This is a genomic window from Clostridium paraputrificum AGR2156, from assembly GCF_000424025.1.
GTDB classification, from domain to species: domain Bacteria; phylum Bacillota; class Clostridia; order Clostridiales; family Clostridiaceae; genus Clostridium; species Clostridium paraputrificum.
On the sequence record NZ_AUJC01000009.1, the window covers coordinates 127,076 to 144,305 of the forward strand.

Sequence of the window (17,230 nt, forward strand, 5' to 3'; positions counted from 1 at the left end):
AGATTTATATTCCTAATAAATTTTTACTTAATTGAATTATTTTTTTACCTTCTAATGAATTATATATACTCACTGACCCCTTCTTACTTGAATCAGTCAGTAAATCATGTAATTCTAACCTTCTTCTCAATTCTTTACAAGTTCCTAATCCACCATCAATTACTGGAACATCCCCCCCTATAACTTCATGTATTCTATCTGCTATAAATGGATAATGAGTGCACCCTAATACTATAGCAGCAATATCTTTATTTTCATATTTATTAAACTTCTCTTTTAGATAAAACTTTAATTCATTACTATCTAAATCACCTGCTTCAATAAATTCCATAAGCCCTGCACAAGGCATTGGTATTATATCTGCTTCATTTTTATATTTACTCATTAGATTATTAAACTTTCTTTCTTTTAGAGTCATAGGAGTAGCCATTATAATTATAGGCCCACTTCTTTTCATTTTTACTGCCGGCTTTACTGCTGGCTCTATACCTACTATAGGCACATCAGGATAGTCTAACCTTAATGCTGCAACAGCTGCACTAGTAGCTGTGTTACATGCTATTACTATAGCTTTAGCTCCCTTAGAAAATAACTTATCTACCGCTCTATATGTAAGTTCTTTCACTTCTTCAGTCGTCCTTACTCCATATGGTGCATTTTTTGAATCTCCAAAATATATATAATCTTCATTTGGCATAAGTTTTATAGCCTCTCTTAAGACACTTAATCCACCTACTCCTGAATCGAAAAAACCAATAGGCATATTCTTCTTATCCAAAGTTTCTCACTCCATTTACTTTATTTATCTATAACTATTTTATTACTTTACATGGAATAAATCTATACATTATATTTATTTACTAATATGAATAATTTATTTATATCATAATAATTTCTTGAAGTAAGCATATACGAATGTTATAATTTATATAATTAATTTTATTCGACTTATATATGAAAGGATGTGAAGAAGTTCTCGCCTAATTTTCATATTTTTTATTTATTATGGCAGAATTTATACTATGATTAACAACTTAATTTATACCATCCCAAAGGATAAACATAGCAAAGAAGATGTAAAATCTATATTAATTAATCACCCAGAAATAAAATTTGTTTCATTTGTAGGTATTGACCTTTCTGGTAATGATACTGATGAAAAAATACCTGTTAAAGTATTCTTAGATGACTTAGATTCATTTCTATATGGCGTTGCAGTGCAAACTGATGGTTCCTCTGTTGTTCTTCCTGGAATTGCTACTCTTAATAATGCAAAAGTAGATATGGTTGCAGATTTAGATTGTAAATGGTTCGTTGACTATAACTATGACTTTATAGATACTTCTCTTGATAAGCCAATAGGTACCTTAAGAATTCCTTGTTTCTTATATCATGATGGTAAAGCTGTAGATTCAAGACATATTCTTAGTTCAGCTATAAAAACATTTAAAGAAAACCTTATTGATATCTTTAATAAAAAACCCGAGATAATAAAAGCTTATGGTATAACTAAGGAAGATATAGATGAAGTAGTTATTACATCTGCTACAGAATTAGAATTCTGGGTTAAAACACCTAATGATAATGCGGAAGTAGAAGAACTATCAACTTCTGAAGTATTACATGAACATTATTGGACAAGAACAAAAGGCTCTGTAAGAACAGCTTTAGAAGAAACCTTACTACTTATGGAGGCTTATGGATTTGAGCCAGAAATGGGACATAAGGAAGTAGGTGGAGTACGAGCTAAGCTTGATTCATCAGGTCAATTCAATCACATAATGGAGCAACTTGAAGTAGACTGGAAATACGCTGATGCAGTTCAAGCTGCTGACAATGAATTGTTTGTAAAAATATTAACTCAAGAAACATTTAGAAGAAATGGACTTGAAGTAACATTTATGCCAAAGCCACTTGATGGCGTAGCAGGTTCTGGTATGCATATACATCTAGGAGTAAGTTTAAAATTGAAGAACGGAAAAAGAATCAACTTATTCCATGCAACTAAAGAAGACTTTTTAAGTGTAATGGGATATGGTGCATTAATGGGTATATTAAAGAACTATGAAGTTATGAATCCATTTATATCATCAACTAATAACGCTTTAAAGAGACTAAGGCCTGGATTTGAAGCTCCAATATGTATAGTAACTTCCCTTGGATTACATCCAACTAACCCATCAAGAAATAGAACTGTTCTTGTAGGTTTAATAAGGGACTTATCCAATCCAGCTGCTACTAGATTTGAATTGCGTTCACCAAACCCTCATTCTAATGCATATATTGCAATGGCTGTTTCATATATGTCAATGTTAGATGGTATACTGTATGCTGTGAACAATAATAAAACAGAGGAAGATCTTCTTAAAGAGTTATCAAAACAATATGGTGAAGATTCAGACTACCTAGAAAAAAATAGATCTTATAGAAGTGAGGATGATGTATTTGAAGACTTCACCGAAGAAGAAAGAAACAAAATGTATGGAACAGCACCAGCTACTATATATGAAAATCTTTCTGCATTAGATAAGTATCCTGAAAAAATCAATGTCTTAAAAAGAAACGATGTACTTACAGACCAATTAATAAATAGTTTTAAAATGGCTACACTTCAAAGATGGTGTACTGAAATAGGCAATAGAATTATCAATAAATATACTCATGAAATAAGAAACTTCAAGCCACTACATTCTCTTGATAAAGCTTTGGATTTAGATGTATCTAATTGGATGAAAATTAATGAATTAAGACATTATATAATGAAAGATTCTTATACAAGTAAAAGTTTATTTACAAGAATAAAATCAGCATTTATTGATGAAGATTACTCAAGTGCCTCTAAACTTTATCTAGAACTAGAAAGCAAAATGGAAGAGCTTAGAAACCTATATTCTTCATATAAGAAAAATTTATTAGATATATAGTTTATAAAAACTCAAGTTACAAAACTTGAGTTTTTATTTTTCAATTATCCAATTAATAGCACTTTACTACAAAATATGATATAATTTTATTGATTTTATATGTTAAGAGAGGTGTTTTCATGCGATTGGTTCCAATAGAGTCTGTCCGTACAGGATCTTATTTAGGTAAAACTATATATGATAACTCTGGTAGAATTCTATTAAAAAGCGGAGTACTTCTCACTGAAGGTTTAATTAAAAAGATTAAACAACTAAATATCTTTTCAATTTATATAGAAGATAACTATAGTCAAAGTGAAATTGAAGATATAATTAAGCCAGAACTTAGAAACAAAGCAACTTCAATAATAAAAGATACCTTTAACAATATCGAAAAACTATCTAATTTAAAAACACTTAATTCAAGAGAAAAAAATAAGATTATAAAGGAACAAGAAGACTATTTTAATTCTATTAATGATATTGCTGAAGAGTTGTTAAACAATATATTGGATAATAAAAACTTATTAGTTAGCTTAGTAGATATAAAAAGTATGGATATGTATACATATCAACATTGCGTAAACGTTGCAGTTATATCTTTAGTTCTTGGAATTGGCTTACAACTACCAAAGTCTGAACTTATAGATTTATGCACAGGAGCATTGTTGCATGATATAGGAAAAGTGTTTATTCCTAAAGATTTAATAACTAAAGAAGGCCCATTAACATATGAAGAGTTTTTAAAAATTAAAGAGCATCCTAGATTAGGTTATAACTATATTAATAAAAGTCCATCAATAAAATCTTGTATTAAAGTAATTGCTCTTCAACACCATGAAAGAATTGATGGATTAGGTTATCCAAATGCTTTAAAAGGTGATGCGATAAATAAATTAGCTAAAATTGTATCAATTGCAGATGTATATGATGCACTTACCTCTGATAGGTGCTATAGACGTGCATTATGCGCAAGTGATGCTTTAGAATATATAATGGCAAATGTTAATAAGTTATTTGATTTTAATATAGTTCAGGTATTTTCAAAAATAATAGTTCCATTCCCTTTTGGAACTATAGTAAAGTTAAGCACTGGGGATATTGCTGTTGTGCAAGAAACTCAACTAAACTATCCTCTAAGACCTGTTGTTAAGATTGTAAAAAGCTCAGACTCAAAAAATGAAGGAAAGCTTCTTAATCTTATAAATGAATTATCAGTAGTAATTAATAATGTAGAATATAACATTTAAGCTATTTATCCTTAGCATGTCTAATGTAAATAGCTTTTATTGCGTTTATATTTAACAATATATTGGGTGAGGTTTTGCGAATAATTCAACATTGCAACCTTTCTTTGCCTTTAAAGGTGTATTCTCAATTATGTATTCTGCTTCTTTATAATTTCTAGCCTTAAATACGATTGTCCATCCATTTCTATCATATTTACCCGCACACATTATGTATTTGTTTCCGTCCTTTTCTTTTAAATTATCTTTATCTATTATTAAACTCCTAACCTCTCCCATACTTTTAACATTTAGTTTTACAAATATATCATTATTCTTCATAATAACCCTCCATACGAACACTTGTTTGTTAACTTAATTTTATAGAACTTTTGTTCGTATGTCAATAAGTATTTATATTTTTATTCCAATATAAGAAAAGAAGACCATATGGTAATATAGTCTTCTTTTTCATTACATTAACTTCCTAAGTTGTAAACCTCTAATTCCTTATCATCTTCAAGATGTTCTTCCTTAACATCTACTATAGCTCTTAGAGTATCTAAGGCTGTAATAACCCCTATGTTTCTCTCTACAGCTGCTCTTCTCATTACAAATCCATCTCTCTTTGAATCATTAACCTTAGTTGGAGTATTTACAACTAATTCTACTTCCTTATTCTTTATAACATCTAGTATATTAGGTGAATCCTCGCAGATTCTTCTTACTTTCTTAGCATCTATACCTGCATCCTTAAGTAAGTTACAAGTTCCTTCTGTAGCTATAAATTTATAGCCTAGTTTAGATAATCTAAGTGCCATTGGTAAGAATTCAGCCTTATCATGCTTATTTATAGTAGCTAATATTTCACCCTTCTTAGGGAACATTCCAGCTGCTACAAATCCTTTATATAATGCTTCATTAACTGTTTTACCTACACCTAAAACCTCTCCTGTAGATTTCATTTCAGGTCCTAATGATACTTCAACATTTGGTAGCTTTTGAGTTGAGAATACTGGAACCTTAACTGATATTAATTCTGGTTCTTTATATACATCTACTCCATACCCTAAGTCCTTTAATTTACTTCCTAGCATAACCTTAGTTGCTATATCTACTATTGGAACCCCACTTACCTTACTTATGTAAGGTACAGTTCTTGAAGCCCTTGGATTAACTTCTATTACATATAACTGTCCTTCAAATTCGATAAACTGAATGTTTATCATGCCTTTTATTCCTATTGCTAAAGCCAACTTCTTAGTATAATCTAGTATCGCACCCTTAATATCTTCACTAACATTTTGTGTTGGATACATAGTTACACTATCCCCTGAATGAACCCCAGCTCTTTCTAAGTGTTCCATTATACCTGGTATAAGAACATCTTCTCCATCTGAAATCGCATCTACTTCAATTTCTCTACCCATTAGATACTTATCTATTAGTATTGGATTCTTTGAATCTTTTTCAAAAGCATGCATTAAGTAGAATGTTAATTCTTCTTCATCATGAGTTATTTCCATACCTTGACCACCAATTACATATGAAGGTCTAACAAGTACAGGGAATCCTAATCTTTCAGCCTCTTTTAACCCCTCTTCAACTGACCAGATTCCTTTACCCTTTGGTCTTGAAATTCCTAAATCTTCTAGTAAAGCATCAAACTTTTCTCTATCTTCAGCCATGTCTATTTGATCTGCTGTAGTTCCTAATGTTGGTATATTCTTTTCCTTTAAGAAGTTTGCAAGCTTAATAGCTGTTTGTCCACCAAATTGAAGTATAACTCCATCTGGATTTTCTTTTTCTATTATGCTTAATACATCTTCTTCTGTTAATGGTTCAAAGTATAACTTATCAGAAATATTGAAGTCTGTACTTACTGTTTCTGGATTGTTATTAACTATTATTGTCTCTATTCCTAGCTTCTTAAGTGCCAATACACAGTGTACTGAAGCATAGTCAAACTCAATGCCTTGTCCTATTCTTATTGGACCTGAGCCTATAACCATTACCTTTTTCTTATCCGATACTTCTACTTCATCATACTGTTCATAAGTTGAGTAGTAATAAGGTGATAATGCTTCAAATTCTCCACCACATGTATCAACCATCTTATATGCAGGTTTTATATTCCATATATCTCTTAATCTATTAATATCTTCAGGAGAAACCTTTAACATATCTGCTATAGCCTTATCTGAGAATCCTTTTTTCTTTAAGTTTAATAACCATTCTTTGTCTAAGTCATCTATCTTACTTAACTTTAGTCTTTGCTCTTCTTCAACTATCCACTTAAACTTTTCTACAAAGAATCTATCTATTCCTGTAATTTTACAGATTTTATCTACTCTATAGTCTCTTCTAAGCATTTCTGCTAATGCAAATAATCTTTCATCATCTGGAGACATTACTCTTTCCTTAAGTTCTTGCATACTGAACTCTCTAAACTTCTTGTGATCTAATGAGTATTTTCCTATTTCTAAGCTTCTTATTCCTTTAAGTAATGCTTGTTCTAAGTTTGCACCTATAGCCATTACTTCACCTGTAGCCATCATCTTAGTTCCAAGTTCTCTATCTGCACCGTAGAACTTATCAAAAGGCCACTTTGGAATTTTACATACTACATAGTCTAATGTTGGTTCGAAGCAAGCATAAGTTTTTTGAGTAACTGCATTCTTTATTTCATCTAATCCATATCCTAAAGCTATCTTAGCAGCAAGCTTTGCTATTGGATATCCAGTAGCCTTTGATGCTAAAGCTGAAGATCTTGAAACTCTAGGATTAATTTCTATTACAGCATATTCAAACGAGTTAGGGTTTAAAGCGAATTGTACGTTACATCCACCTTCTATTCCTACAGCATTTATAATGTTTATAGATGCCGTTCTTAACATTTGATACTCTTTATCTGATAATGTTTGAGAAGGAGCTACAACTATACTATCACCTGTATGGATACCAACTGGGTCAATGTTTTCCATGTTACATACAGTTATGCAGTTTCCGTAAGAGTCCCTCATTACTTCGTACTCTACTTCTTTCCATCCCTTAACTGACTTTTCAAGTAAAACTTGTCCTATTGTACTTAATTGTAATCCTGATTCAAGAATAACTCTTAACTCTTCTTCATTATTAGCTATTCCCCCACCAGTTCCCCCTAGTGTATAAGCTGGTCTAACTATTACTGGATATCCAATCTTACCAGCATATTCAATTCCCGCTTCTAATTCAGTAATTATTTCAGATTGAATAACAGGCTCTTGTATCCTATTCATCATATCTCTGAATAACTCTCTATCTTCTCCTTCTTTGATAGATTCAATAGAAGTACCTATTACTTTTACATCATATTTTTCTAATATTCCTGCATCATGTAAATCAACTGCAAGGTTAAGTCCTGTTTGACCACCCATACCAGCAAGTAAACTATCTGGTCTTTCCTTTGCAATAACCTTTTCTACAAATTCTACAGTTAATGGTTCTAAATAAACCTTATCTGCAACTTCTCTATCTGTCATAATTGTAGCTGGATTAGAGTTAACTAATACAACCTCAATTCCTTCTTCTTTTAAAGCTTGGCAAGCTTGAGTTCCTGAATAATCAAACTCTGCTGCTTGTCCTATAACTATTGGCCCTGATCCTATAACTAATACTTTTTTAATATCTTTATTTAACGGCATATTCCTAACCTCCTATAGTGCGTATTCCATGAATTTATCAAATATATATTCACTGTCTTGTGGTCCTGCTGAAGCTTCTGGATGGAATTGTACTGAGAATATAGGTAATTTCTTATGCTTCATTCCTTCTATAGTTCCATCGTTTATGTTGATATGAGTTGCTTCAACATCTTCTGGTAAAGTTTTAACCACATATCCATGGTTTTGCGAGGTTATAGTAACCTTATTTGTTTCTAAGTCTTTAACTGGGTGATTACATCCTCTATGACCAAACTTAAGCTTAGCTGTTTGGCCACCTAATGTTAAACCTAATAATTGATGACCTAAGCAGATTCCTACTATTGGCTTCTTTCCAACTATCTTCTTTATATTCTCAATTACTTCTGGTAAATCTTCTGGATCTCCAGGACCATTTGATAAGAATACTAAATCTGGATTCATAGCTAAAACATCTTCAGCCTTTGTGTCCGCTGGGAATACTGTCAACTTGCATCCTCTCTTCTTAAAGCATCTTAATATATTTTGCTTTATACCAAAATCAATTACAGCTACATGCTTTCCTTTACCTTCAACTGTATAAGGCTTTTTTGTTGTTACAGTCTTTACAGCTTCTTTATTTGAGAAAGACTTAATTTTTTCATCTATATCGCTTTTATCTAATTCATCGATTGCAATTATTCCTCTCATTGTACCATTGTTTCTTAGAACCTTAGTAAGAGCTCTTGTATCTATCCCTTCAAGACCAACTATCTTATTTTGTTTTAAAAAGTCTTCTAGTTCTAATTCACATCTAAAGTTATTTGGTAAATTACATTTTTCTCTTACTATAAACCCTCTAACCTTTGGGCTATCAGATTCCATGTCTTCAAGGTTTATTCCATAGTTTCCTATTAGAGGATATGTCATTGTTACGATTTGTCCATAATATGAAGGGTCAGTTAAAACCTCTTGGTATCCAGTCATACCAGTTGTAAATACTACTTCACCAACACTATCTTTTAGGTGACCAAAGGCTTTACCTTCAAATACCATACCATTTTCTAAAATAAGCTTTGCTTTCATGCTTAGCCCTCCCTTTTTTATGTTGAAGTTAAGATAACACTTTATCGACATTTAAGATAAAAAGAAAAGGATAATAAAGAGACTTACAGAAACTCTGGTCTCCTCATTATCCTATTATATTTATAATTTTTAAATGTCTTTAAAGACAAAGCTATGCAAATATTTTCTAAAGCATTAAACATAGTTTCAGACTCCTTTCTGGCCTCTCTGGACCAATTTAAAGTGTATCTTTCTTATTCATTTTTGTTCTTTTATATTATTCTAGTTTATACACTATTTACTGTCAAGTTTATTTAATAGCATTTTTAATAAATTTAGGTATTATAGATTGGATTGGATTAATTAATCTATTTAAACTATACTAATTATATATTTTATTTATTACAAAGGAGGAGTTTTAATGAAACTACTATCGGATTTGCATACTCATACAATTGTTAGTGGCCATGCTTATACAACCTTAATGGAAAACATAAAGTTTTGTTCTGAAAACGGAATTAAAATATTAGGTACTTCTGAACATGGTCCAACTATGCCTGGTGCACCTCATAAATGGTATTTTGGAAACCTTAGAGTTGTACCTAGAGAAATTGATGGGGTTATATTATTTAAAGGATGTGAAGCTAATATCTTAGATATAGAAGGTAACTTAGATATTTCAGAACGTGAATCTCAATACCTTGACTATATGATTGCATCTTTTCATGAGCCTGTATTTACTCCTGATACATTAGAAAACAATACAAAAGCTATATTTAATGCTATTGCTAATAATAAAAAGGTAGAAATTTTAGGCCACTTAGGCAATCCAGCATATAAGCTTGATTATGAAGCTATAGTTAAAAAGGTTAAAGAAAAAAATATAATGATAGAAATTAACACTTCATCTTTATTAGGAAACTCAAGAAAAGGAAGTGAATCAAACTGTAAACAAATTGCTGAGCTTTGCAAAAAGCATAATGCAAAAATAATTGTTACATCTGATGCTCATATCTCATTTAGTATTGGTCAATTTGATAAAGCTATAGAAATGTTAGAATCTATTAACTTCCCAGAAGAATTAATAATGAATGATCCTAGCAAATTAATAGCTCATCTTAAAAATAAAGGTAAATTAACTGATTTATAAATAGAAAAGTAATATTTCACACAAATCTGAGTGAAATATTACTTCTTTCTTATTTAACTAGAAAAAACACTTATATTCTCTTTATCTAGCTTATTAACTTTATCTATTATTAAAGTAAAATCTTTTATTAATTCTAATGACAACTTCTGTGCATCACTATATATACTATTCGCTAATTTAAAATCATCATCATTAATTGCTTTTATAACACTTTTACCACAACTATGAAACTTTTTATGTTTATCCTCAACGCCATCCCAAATATTTAATACTTCTTTGTTTATAGGAGATATAGAATAATAGAAGTGTCCAAATGCACACTTATGATCATTAACTTGTAATGGAACTACTTTCTTGTTATCTATAATGCTTTTTAAAGTAAGTAACCAACTTTTATGAGCTACAATAGCATTTTCAACTGTTTCTATAAATAATGTATTATTTACTCTATAATAAGGGTCTTGTACAACTTTTCCTATTAAGGTTGCCGCATTATGTAGCTTCTCCTCCATATTAGAAAGTGGATTTATAATATTTCTTAAATCACTTCTACTAGTAGTTAAAACTTCTGAACTCCCTTTTATTTTCTCTACGTGATTTCCACATAATCTTATTGTTTCATTAACTTCTTCAAAAGCAGAACTAATTTCTTCGCTATTAGCTGCAATTACACTAATTTCTTCACTCATACTATGTATAGTTTTCCTATTCCTTTTTCCTGAATTAACCATATTATCAATACTATCATTTATCTTTTTAAGTTCTTCCACTGTATTATCGATACTTTTATCACTCTTAGTAGACGCATCTCCAATAGCCTTAACAAACCCACCCATATTAGATGTTAATAGTTTTGTTTCATCTGCTAACTTTCTTATTTCTTCTGCCACTACAGAGAAGCCTCTTCCACCTTCACCAGCTCTAGCAGCTTCTATTGATGCATTTAGTGCTAATAAGTTTGTCTGTTCAGATATATCATAAATAGATGTTATTACATTTTTTATGTTTGATAATACATCCATTAATTTTTTCATATCTTCCTTCATATTAACTGAACTTTCCATAGCTCTCTTTGATGAGTCTTGTATTTCGCATAATTCGTTGTCACTTTTATTAATATCCTCTAGCAACTTATCTGAATTAACTGACATTTTATTAATTGAATTTGTCATAGATGCATGTGATGCAGATACTTCTTCTGATGAATCAATTACAACTCTACTTGCCTCAGATAACTTACCTGTTAAATCGTCTATACTGTTGCTTACATTTTCTATCTCATTTACCTTATCAGTAAGTAATAAATCAAAGCTACTCATTTGCATTACAGAGTCTAAAACAATTTTTGCAATTTGTTCAAATACTTCTTTACCAGTACTAATTCTTAAATAAATATTTTTTATTCTTTTTAAATTATCATTATTTATTTTTATACCTTCTCTTGGCTCCTCTAAAAAAGATATATTGTTTATAATCTCTTCAACCAATTTATTTTTATTAACTATCATATTTATCCCCTCAACTCAAATAACTTTTACATTACTTATCGTGTGGAAATAATATTTCTTAATCTCTAATCCTTAGCTTTATAATTAATATTTAGACTACTTGTGGTCATAACAAAATCTATTAATATGTATCCAATAAATAAAGGACTTATATTTGATATTAAATCAAAGTAATTATAAAACATTATACTAACTAATGGCTGTAATATATATACTACAAAAGCAGTTAAAAAGATCCAATACAAAGAAAATCTTAAACATACAAATCCATCTATATTAAACTTGTGATCACTGTAATCCCAATACATCTTATTAAATACTTTCTTCATCAGGTATCCACTAATATACTCTACTGTTGTAGGAACTATAAAAAATAAAATCCACAACAAAGTATTACTAAGCATCGTGAATTCACTTATATATATTATTATTGCCATAGCAAAACCATACATTGGTTTAAATGGCCCATTCAAGAAACCATCCTCTTTAAAGTGCCCTGTAACTATAAAACAATATATCTCTTCTAATACCCATCCTAAAAATGAATATAAAACAAATATAAAACAAATATAACTAAGCCAACTCATAATAACACTCCTCATCTTTTATTGATTAGTATTAACAGAATTGGCTTAAAAAATTACTTATATTTTATTCTTTATATAATTTATTACAAACTTAATTGCATTATCATCACAGGAAGTTGCTATTAAATCAACTTCTTCTTTTACTCTTTCTTCTCCATTCTCTACCACAAATCCATATCTAGCTACTTTAAGCATTTCTAAATCATTCATATTGTCCCCAACTGCAATAACTTTATTTTTATCTAACTTATATTTATCAATTAAACACTCTAACGCTTGTCCCTTAGATACTCCATTTGCAACTATATCAAAATAATTTTTCCCACTTCTATAAGCTGATCCAGAATCATATTTACTGCAGTATATCTCTTCTATTATATTTAGTTCTTTCTCTTCTCCTATTATCAGAACCTTTATCCAATTTTTCTCCCACAAACTATCATCTACATCATAAACAATTTCATAATTGTGTCTATTATATCTTTCTGTAAATCTACAACTTTGATATACATATACAACTTCATCAGAAAATATTTCTATTCCTAAATTAGGATAGTCATTAGTAACTCTTTTTATTGCTTCTTTTCTATTTTCCTCTATATATACTTCACTTATTATTTCTTCTTTTATAACATCATATATCTTGCCACCATTATGAATTAAAATTGGTAAATTTAAATTTAAACTTTCCCTATATTCTAATACTGATGGTAACATTCTTCCTGTGGCTATTGTAAATAATCCACCTTCATTAATAAAATAGTCAATTGCTTCTCTATTATCACTAGATATTATCTTATCACTTCCAATTAAGGTTCCATCCATATCTGAAACTAATACATATCCATCAAAAATTTTACTCACTAATTCCTTCCCCCTAATACTTATTGCTTTTTAAGACCACTTTTCTACTTAATGCTCTAGGAATAAGTTTGTTTACTATAACCAAAACTTTATTGTTAATCCCTGGTACAATTATTGTTTTTCCTTTTTTATAATTAGCATAACCAATCCTTGCAACATCCTCTGCTGTCATTAAATACTTTTTGGCACTTTCTGATTTCTTTATTCCAGCTTTATTTTGAAATGATGTTTTAACTGGACCTGGACATAAACAGCTCACTTTAATTCCATATTCTTTTACTTCATCATGAATTGCTTCAGTTAAAGTTAATACATAGGATTTTGTTGCATAATAAAGAGCCATCTTAGGGCCTCCAACAAAAGCTGCTGTGGATGCTACATTTAATATGCCACCACTTTTTCTTTTAATCATTTGTCTTAAGAAATATTTTGTTATCTTTGTTAAGGAAGTTATGTTCAAATCTATAATCTTCTCTTCAAATCCATTATCTTCTTCATAAAAAAAACCAAATGAACCTATTCCAGCATTATTTATTAAGTTATCCACAACTAAATTATTTTCTTCCACAAATTTAAATAGTTTTTCACACGAGTTATCCACTGATAAATCTAAACTAATCGTAATAACCTCCACATTATAATTCTTTTTTAAATATTCTTTTGCTTTATTTAGCTTATCATTGCTCCTAGCAACTAAAAAAATATTATTATTATCCTTAGCAAATAACTTTGCTAACTCAAAACCAATCCCTTCACTTCCACCAGTTATTAGTGTGAATTTATTTTTCATCACAACCACCTCATATTTAAACGTTAATCCAATTATATCATTGAAGAATTACATTAATAAAAAAATTTATTTTAAAAATATAATTTATATTTTTAAAGAATATATATTCTTTTATTAGATTTATTCTTTTAAAAAAGGAAGACTATCTTATATCTAGATAGCCTTCCTTAATATAAAGAAACTTAATTTACTTCAATATTAATATATACTCTTTAATTTCTATACTTTTATTTATAATAAACTAAAATGCTTTCGTATGGTTTTAACTCCATTTTTTCTAATATTTCTTTTCTTGTATAATTAGTCTCTAAAATTATATAGTTATCTTTATCTATATATTCCTTTGGTAAATTCCACTCTACATTCTTATTACTAAAATTACTAATAACAAGTACTCTCTCATCATCTAATTTTCTTTCATATACATATAAATGTTCATTGTCCTCATTAATTATATTATAGCTACCATCTACAAAGATATCATAATCCTTTCTATATTGAATTAATCTTTTATATGTATAGAATATAGATCTATCATCTTTTAATTCATTTTCCGCAGTTATATCATCATTATTAATTCTTAACCATGGAGTACCAGTAGTAAATCCTTTATTTAATTCATTATTCCATTGCATTGGTGTTCTAGCATTATCTCTAGATTTTTGTTGTAATATTAGTAACGCTTCCTTTTCATCAATGCCATTGCTTAGCATATCATAATATGCACCTTTAGATTCAGCATCATCATACTGATCAATAGATGTAAAATATGCATTTGTCATAGCAAGTTCCTCGCCTTGGTATATATAAGTAGTTCCCTGTAGACCAAATAGTGTTATAGCAAGCATCTTAGCACTCTCTTGTCTAAAAAACCTATCATCACCAAATCTTGATACCGCTCTTGGTTGATCATGGTTTGTATAGAATAGTGCATTCCATCCTTTACCCTTGTCCATCTCTACTTGAAACTCTGATTGTGCTTTCTTTAGTTTTGCTAAATCAAACATCTCATTAGTCCACTTAACTCCATCCTTATAGTCTGTCTTCATATGATGAAAACTAAATACCATGCTTAATTCTTCTCTATCTTCTCTAGTATACTTAATACATTCAGCCGCATTAGTTGAAGACATTTCTCCTACAGTAACTAAGTTTTTAGGTCCAAAAACCTTTTTATTCATATTATGTATATATTCATGAATTCTTGGACCATCTGCATAGTGGGTTCTCCCATCACCTTTAGGCCCAACTATTGGATCATCTGGTAAACCAGGTGTTTTAGATAACAAATTAACTACATCTAATCTGAATCCATCAACTCCCTTATTCGCCCAGAACTCTAAAATCTTATAACATTCTTCTCTAACTTCTTCATTTTCCCAATTTAAATCAGCCTGAGTTTCTTCAAATAAATGAAGGTAGTATTGATTAGTTTTCTCATCTAACTTCCAAGCTGGTCCACTAAATCTCGATATCCAATTATTAGGAACACTTCCATCTTTCTTTACATCTTTCCAGAAATAATAATCTCTATACTTATTATCTTTATTTTCTCTAGCCTTTTTGAACCACTCATGTTCCGTAGATGTATGGTTTAATACCATATCTAACATTATTTTTATGTTTCTGTTATGAGCCTCACTAAGTAATTCTTCAAAATCTTCCATAGTTCCATATTGAGGTTCTATATTATAATAATCTGATATATCATATCCATTATCTCTTTGAGGGGAAACATATATAGGAGTAATCCACAATAAGTCTACACCTAAATTAGATAAGTAATCTAATTTCTCAGTTATACCTCTAATATCTCCTATACCATCTCCATTACTATCATTAAAGCTTCTTGGATATATTTGATAAACCGTAGCCTTTTTCCACCAATTATTCATTTTAAGTACTCCTTTTACTATAATTAATCTACATTTATTACTTTTTCCCTTTAGCTCTTCCAACTACTAGTGTTAATACTAATGGTACTAAACCAGCTACTGCCATTGCCATAAATTGAGGTCCCCAAAATTCTCTTGGAACTGATAAGAATGATAATAATCCAGATACACCAAGTGAGAATGCTTCAACTCCATTCATCATAATAATCATTCCCGATAATCCTGTACCTATAAGCGCACATACAAATGGGAACTTAGCTCTTAAGTTAACACCAAATATTGCTGGCTCTGTTACACCTAAGTACGCTGATCCCATAGCAGTTAATGCCATAGATTTCTCCTTCTTGTTCTTTGCTAATATTGACATAGCTAGACACGAAGAACCTTGCGCTAAACATGATAATGCTATAACAGGGAATAAGAATGTTGTTCCTGTACTTGCTATTAACTCTAAGTTAACTGCTATAAATGCATGATGCATTCCTGTTATAACCATAAGTTCAAATGTACCACCAACTATTAATCCAGCTAATATTGGATAAGTCTTAAATAACCAAACAACGCTTCCTGTTAACTTACTTGCAATACCATATGTTATTGGTCCTACTATTAAGAATGTTAAGAAAGAAGTTACTAATAATGCAATTGGAGCAACTAAAATTAATTGCAATGAGTCCGGTACTAGCTTCTTTAACTTAATTTCTAATTTAGCTAGAATAAATGACGATGCTAAAACAGGTAATACTTGAGCTTGATATCCTATTTTATCTATTGTTAATCCAAAAATATTCCAAACCTCTGGTTCAGTTTGTCCAATTTGATATGCATTCATTAATGCTGGATTAACCATAACTAGACCTAAAACTATACCTAATAATGGATTTCCACCAAATCTTTTTACTGCAGACCATCCTACTAATACTGGTAAGAATGAGAATGCTGTACTTGCTATCATATTTATAAGATCCGCTATATCTGCAATTCCTGTATATACTTGTACTAATGGTTTTTCAAAGAATATTCCAGGTCCAGTTAAAACATTATTAACACCTAATAATAAACCCGCTGTAATAATAGCAGGTAATATCGGAATAAATACATCAGATAATACCTTTACTAGCCTCTGAAGTGGATTTAATTTTTCTTCTTGAATCGATTTCAAATCGGATTTAGTAGCTTCCTTAACTCCAGTTTGTTTAATCACTTCATCGTAAGCTAAATTTACAGCTCCTTGTCCAATAATTACTTGAAATTGACCATTTGAATTAAAACACCCTTTTACTATATCAATTTCCTCTAATTGTTTAACGTCAACCTTTGATTCATCATTTAAAACAAATCTTAATCTAGTTACACAGTGTGTTAACATATTAATATTTTCTTTACCACCAACATATTCAATAATTTTACTTACATTTTGTGAATTAACCTTAGCCATTTTAATTCCTCCTCTCAATGTTTACCTTTACATAGTAATATCTATTGAACAACCTGTCAATAGTTTTTTTAAAATTTGTTTAAACAAATTTTAATACCAAGCGCTAAACCTTGTATTCCCAACGCATTTTTCATTTTTATTTCTT

13 protein-coding genes are annotated in these 17,230 nt (G+C 29.9%); 3 read left to right on the top strand and 10 right to left on the bottom strand.

The features are described 5' to 3' along the window. Positions 1 to 4 precede the first annotated feature (4 nt). Positions 5 to 778: a glutamate racemase gene (gene murI, locus G594_RS0110780; RefSeq protein WP_027098594.1), complete on the bottom strand. Its 774-nt coding sequence runs from the start codon at positions 776 to 778 to the stop codon at positions 5 to 7. A gap of 244 nt (positions 779 to 1,022) precedes the next feature. On the opposite strand from murI, the gene G594_RS0110785 reads away from it, so the two are divergent. Both G594_RS0110785 and G594_RS0110790 read left to right on the top strand, forming a co-directional pair. Next, the gene (locus G594_RS0110785) at positions 1,023 to 2,924 is read left to right on the top strand and encodes a type I glutamate--ammonia ligase (protein WP_027098595.1); all 1,902 of its coding nucleotides are present in this window, start codon (positions 1,023 to 1,025) and stop codon (positions 2,922 to 2,924) included. A 119-nt stretch (positions 2,925 to 3,043) separates the two neighbouring features. After that, a complete protein-coding gene (locus G594_RS0110790) occupies positions 3,044 to 4,153 on the top strand; it encodes an HD-GYP domain-containing protein (RefSeq protein WP_027098596.1) in 1,110 nt (369 codons plus the stop codon). A 51-nt stretch (positions 4,154 to 4,204) separates the two neighbouring features. On the opposite strand, the gene G594_RS0110795 is transcribed toward G594_RS0110790, so the two are convergent. From G594_RS0110795 to G594_RS0110805, 3 genes are all read right to left on the bottom strand, one after another. Next, positions 4,205 to 4,471: a hypothetical protein gene (locus G594_RS0110795; RefSeq protein ID WP_034866464.1), complete on the bottom strand. Its 267-nt coding sequence runs from the start codon at positions 4,469 to 4,471 to the stop codon at positions 4,205 to 4,207. A gap of 137 nt (positions 4,472 to 4,608) precedes the next feature. Further along, positions 4,609 to 7,812 (bottom strand): carbamoyl-phosphate synthase large subunit, encoded by a 3,204-nt coding sequence (carB, locus tag G594_RS0110800; protein ID WP_027098598.1) that lies wholly within the window; start codon positions 7,810 to 7,812, stop codon positions 4,609 to 4,611. Positions 7,813 to 7,824: 12 nt separating this feature from the next. Further along, positions 7,825 to 8,874 (bottom strand): carbamoyl phosphate synthase small subunit, encoded by a 1,050-nt coding sequence (locus G594_RS0110805; RefSeq protein ID WP_027098599.1) that lies wholly within the window; start codon positions 8,872 to 8,874, stop codon positions 7,825 to 7,827. 400 nt (positions 8,875 to 9,274) lie between these two features. Between G594_RS0110805 and G594_RS0110810 the strand changes: the two genes are divergently transcribed. Next, positions 9,275 to 10,003, top strand: a complete 729-nt coding sequence (locus G594_RS0110810) for a phosphatase (RefSeq protein ID WP_027098600.1) — start codon at positions 9,275 to 9,277, stop codon at positions 10,001 to 10,003. A 53-nt stretch (positions 10,004 to 10,056) separates the two neighbouring features. On the opposite strand, the gene G594_RS0110815 is transcribed toward G594_RS0110810, so the two are convergent. From G594_RS0110815 to treB, 6 genes are all read right to left on the bottom strand, one after another. Further along, entirely contained in the window at positions 10,057 to 11,511 is a 1,455-nt protein-coding gene (locus G594_RS0110815; protein ID WP_027098601.1) for a methyl-accepting chemotaxis protein, read from the bottom strand. 65 nt (positions 11,512 to 11,576) lie between these two features. Further along, the gene (locus G594_RS0110820; RefSeq protein WP_034866468.1) at positions 11,577 to 12,098 is read right to left on the bottom strand and encodes a putative ABC transporter permease; all 522 of its coding nucleotides are present in this window, start codon (positions 12,096 to 12,098) and stop codon (positions 11,577 to 11,579) included. A gap of 57 nt (positions 12,099 to 12,155) precedes the next feature. Beyond that, positions 12,156 to 12,962 carry a Cof-type HAD-IIB family hydrolase gene (locus G594_RS0110825; protein ID WP_027098603.1) on the bottom strand — a complete coding sequence of 269 codons (807 nt, stop codon included), beginning with the start codon at positions 12,960 to 12,962 and terminating at the stop codon, positions 12,156 to 12,158. 13 nt (positions 12,963 to 12,975) lie between these two features. Continuing rightward, on the bottom strand, positions 12,976 to 13,752 hold the full coding sequence (locus G594_RS0110830) for an SDR family NAD(P)-dependent oxidoreductase (RefSeq protein WP_027098604.1): 777 nt from the start codon (positions 13,750 to 13,752) through the stop codon (positions 12,976 to 12,978). 227 nt (positions 13,753 to 13,979) lie between these two features. Next, positions 13,980 to 15,647: an alpha,alpha-phosphotrehalase gene (locus G594_RS0110835; RefSeq protein ID WP_027098605.1), complete on the bottom strand. Its 1,668-nt coding sequence runs from the start codon at positions 15,645 to 15,647 to the stop codon at positions 13,980 to 13,982. Positions 15,648 to 15,684: 37 nt separating this feature from the next. Further along, a complete protein-coding gene (gene treB, locus G594_RS0110840; RefSeq protein ID WP_027098606.1) occupies positions 15,685 to 17,085 on the bottom strand; it encodes a PTS trehalose transporter subunit IIBC in 1,401 nt (466 codons plus the stop codon). Positions 17,086 to 17,230 lie beyond the last annotated feature (145 nt).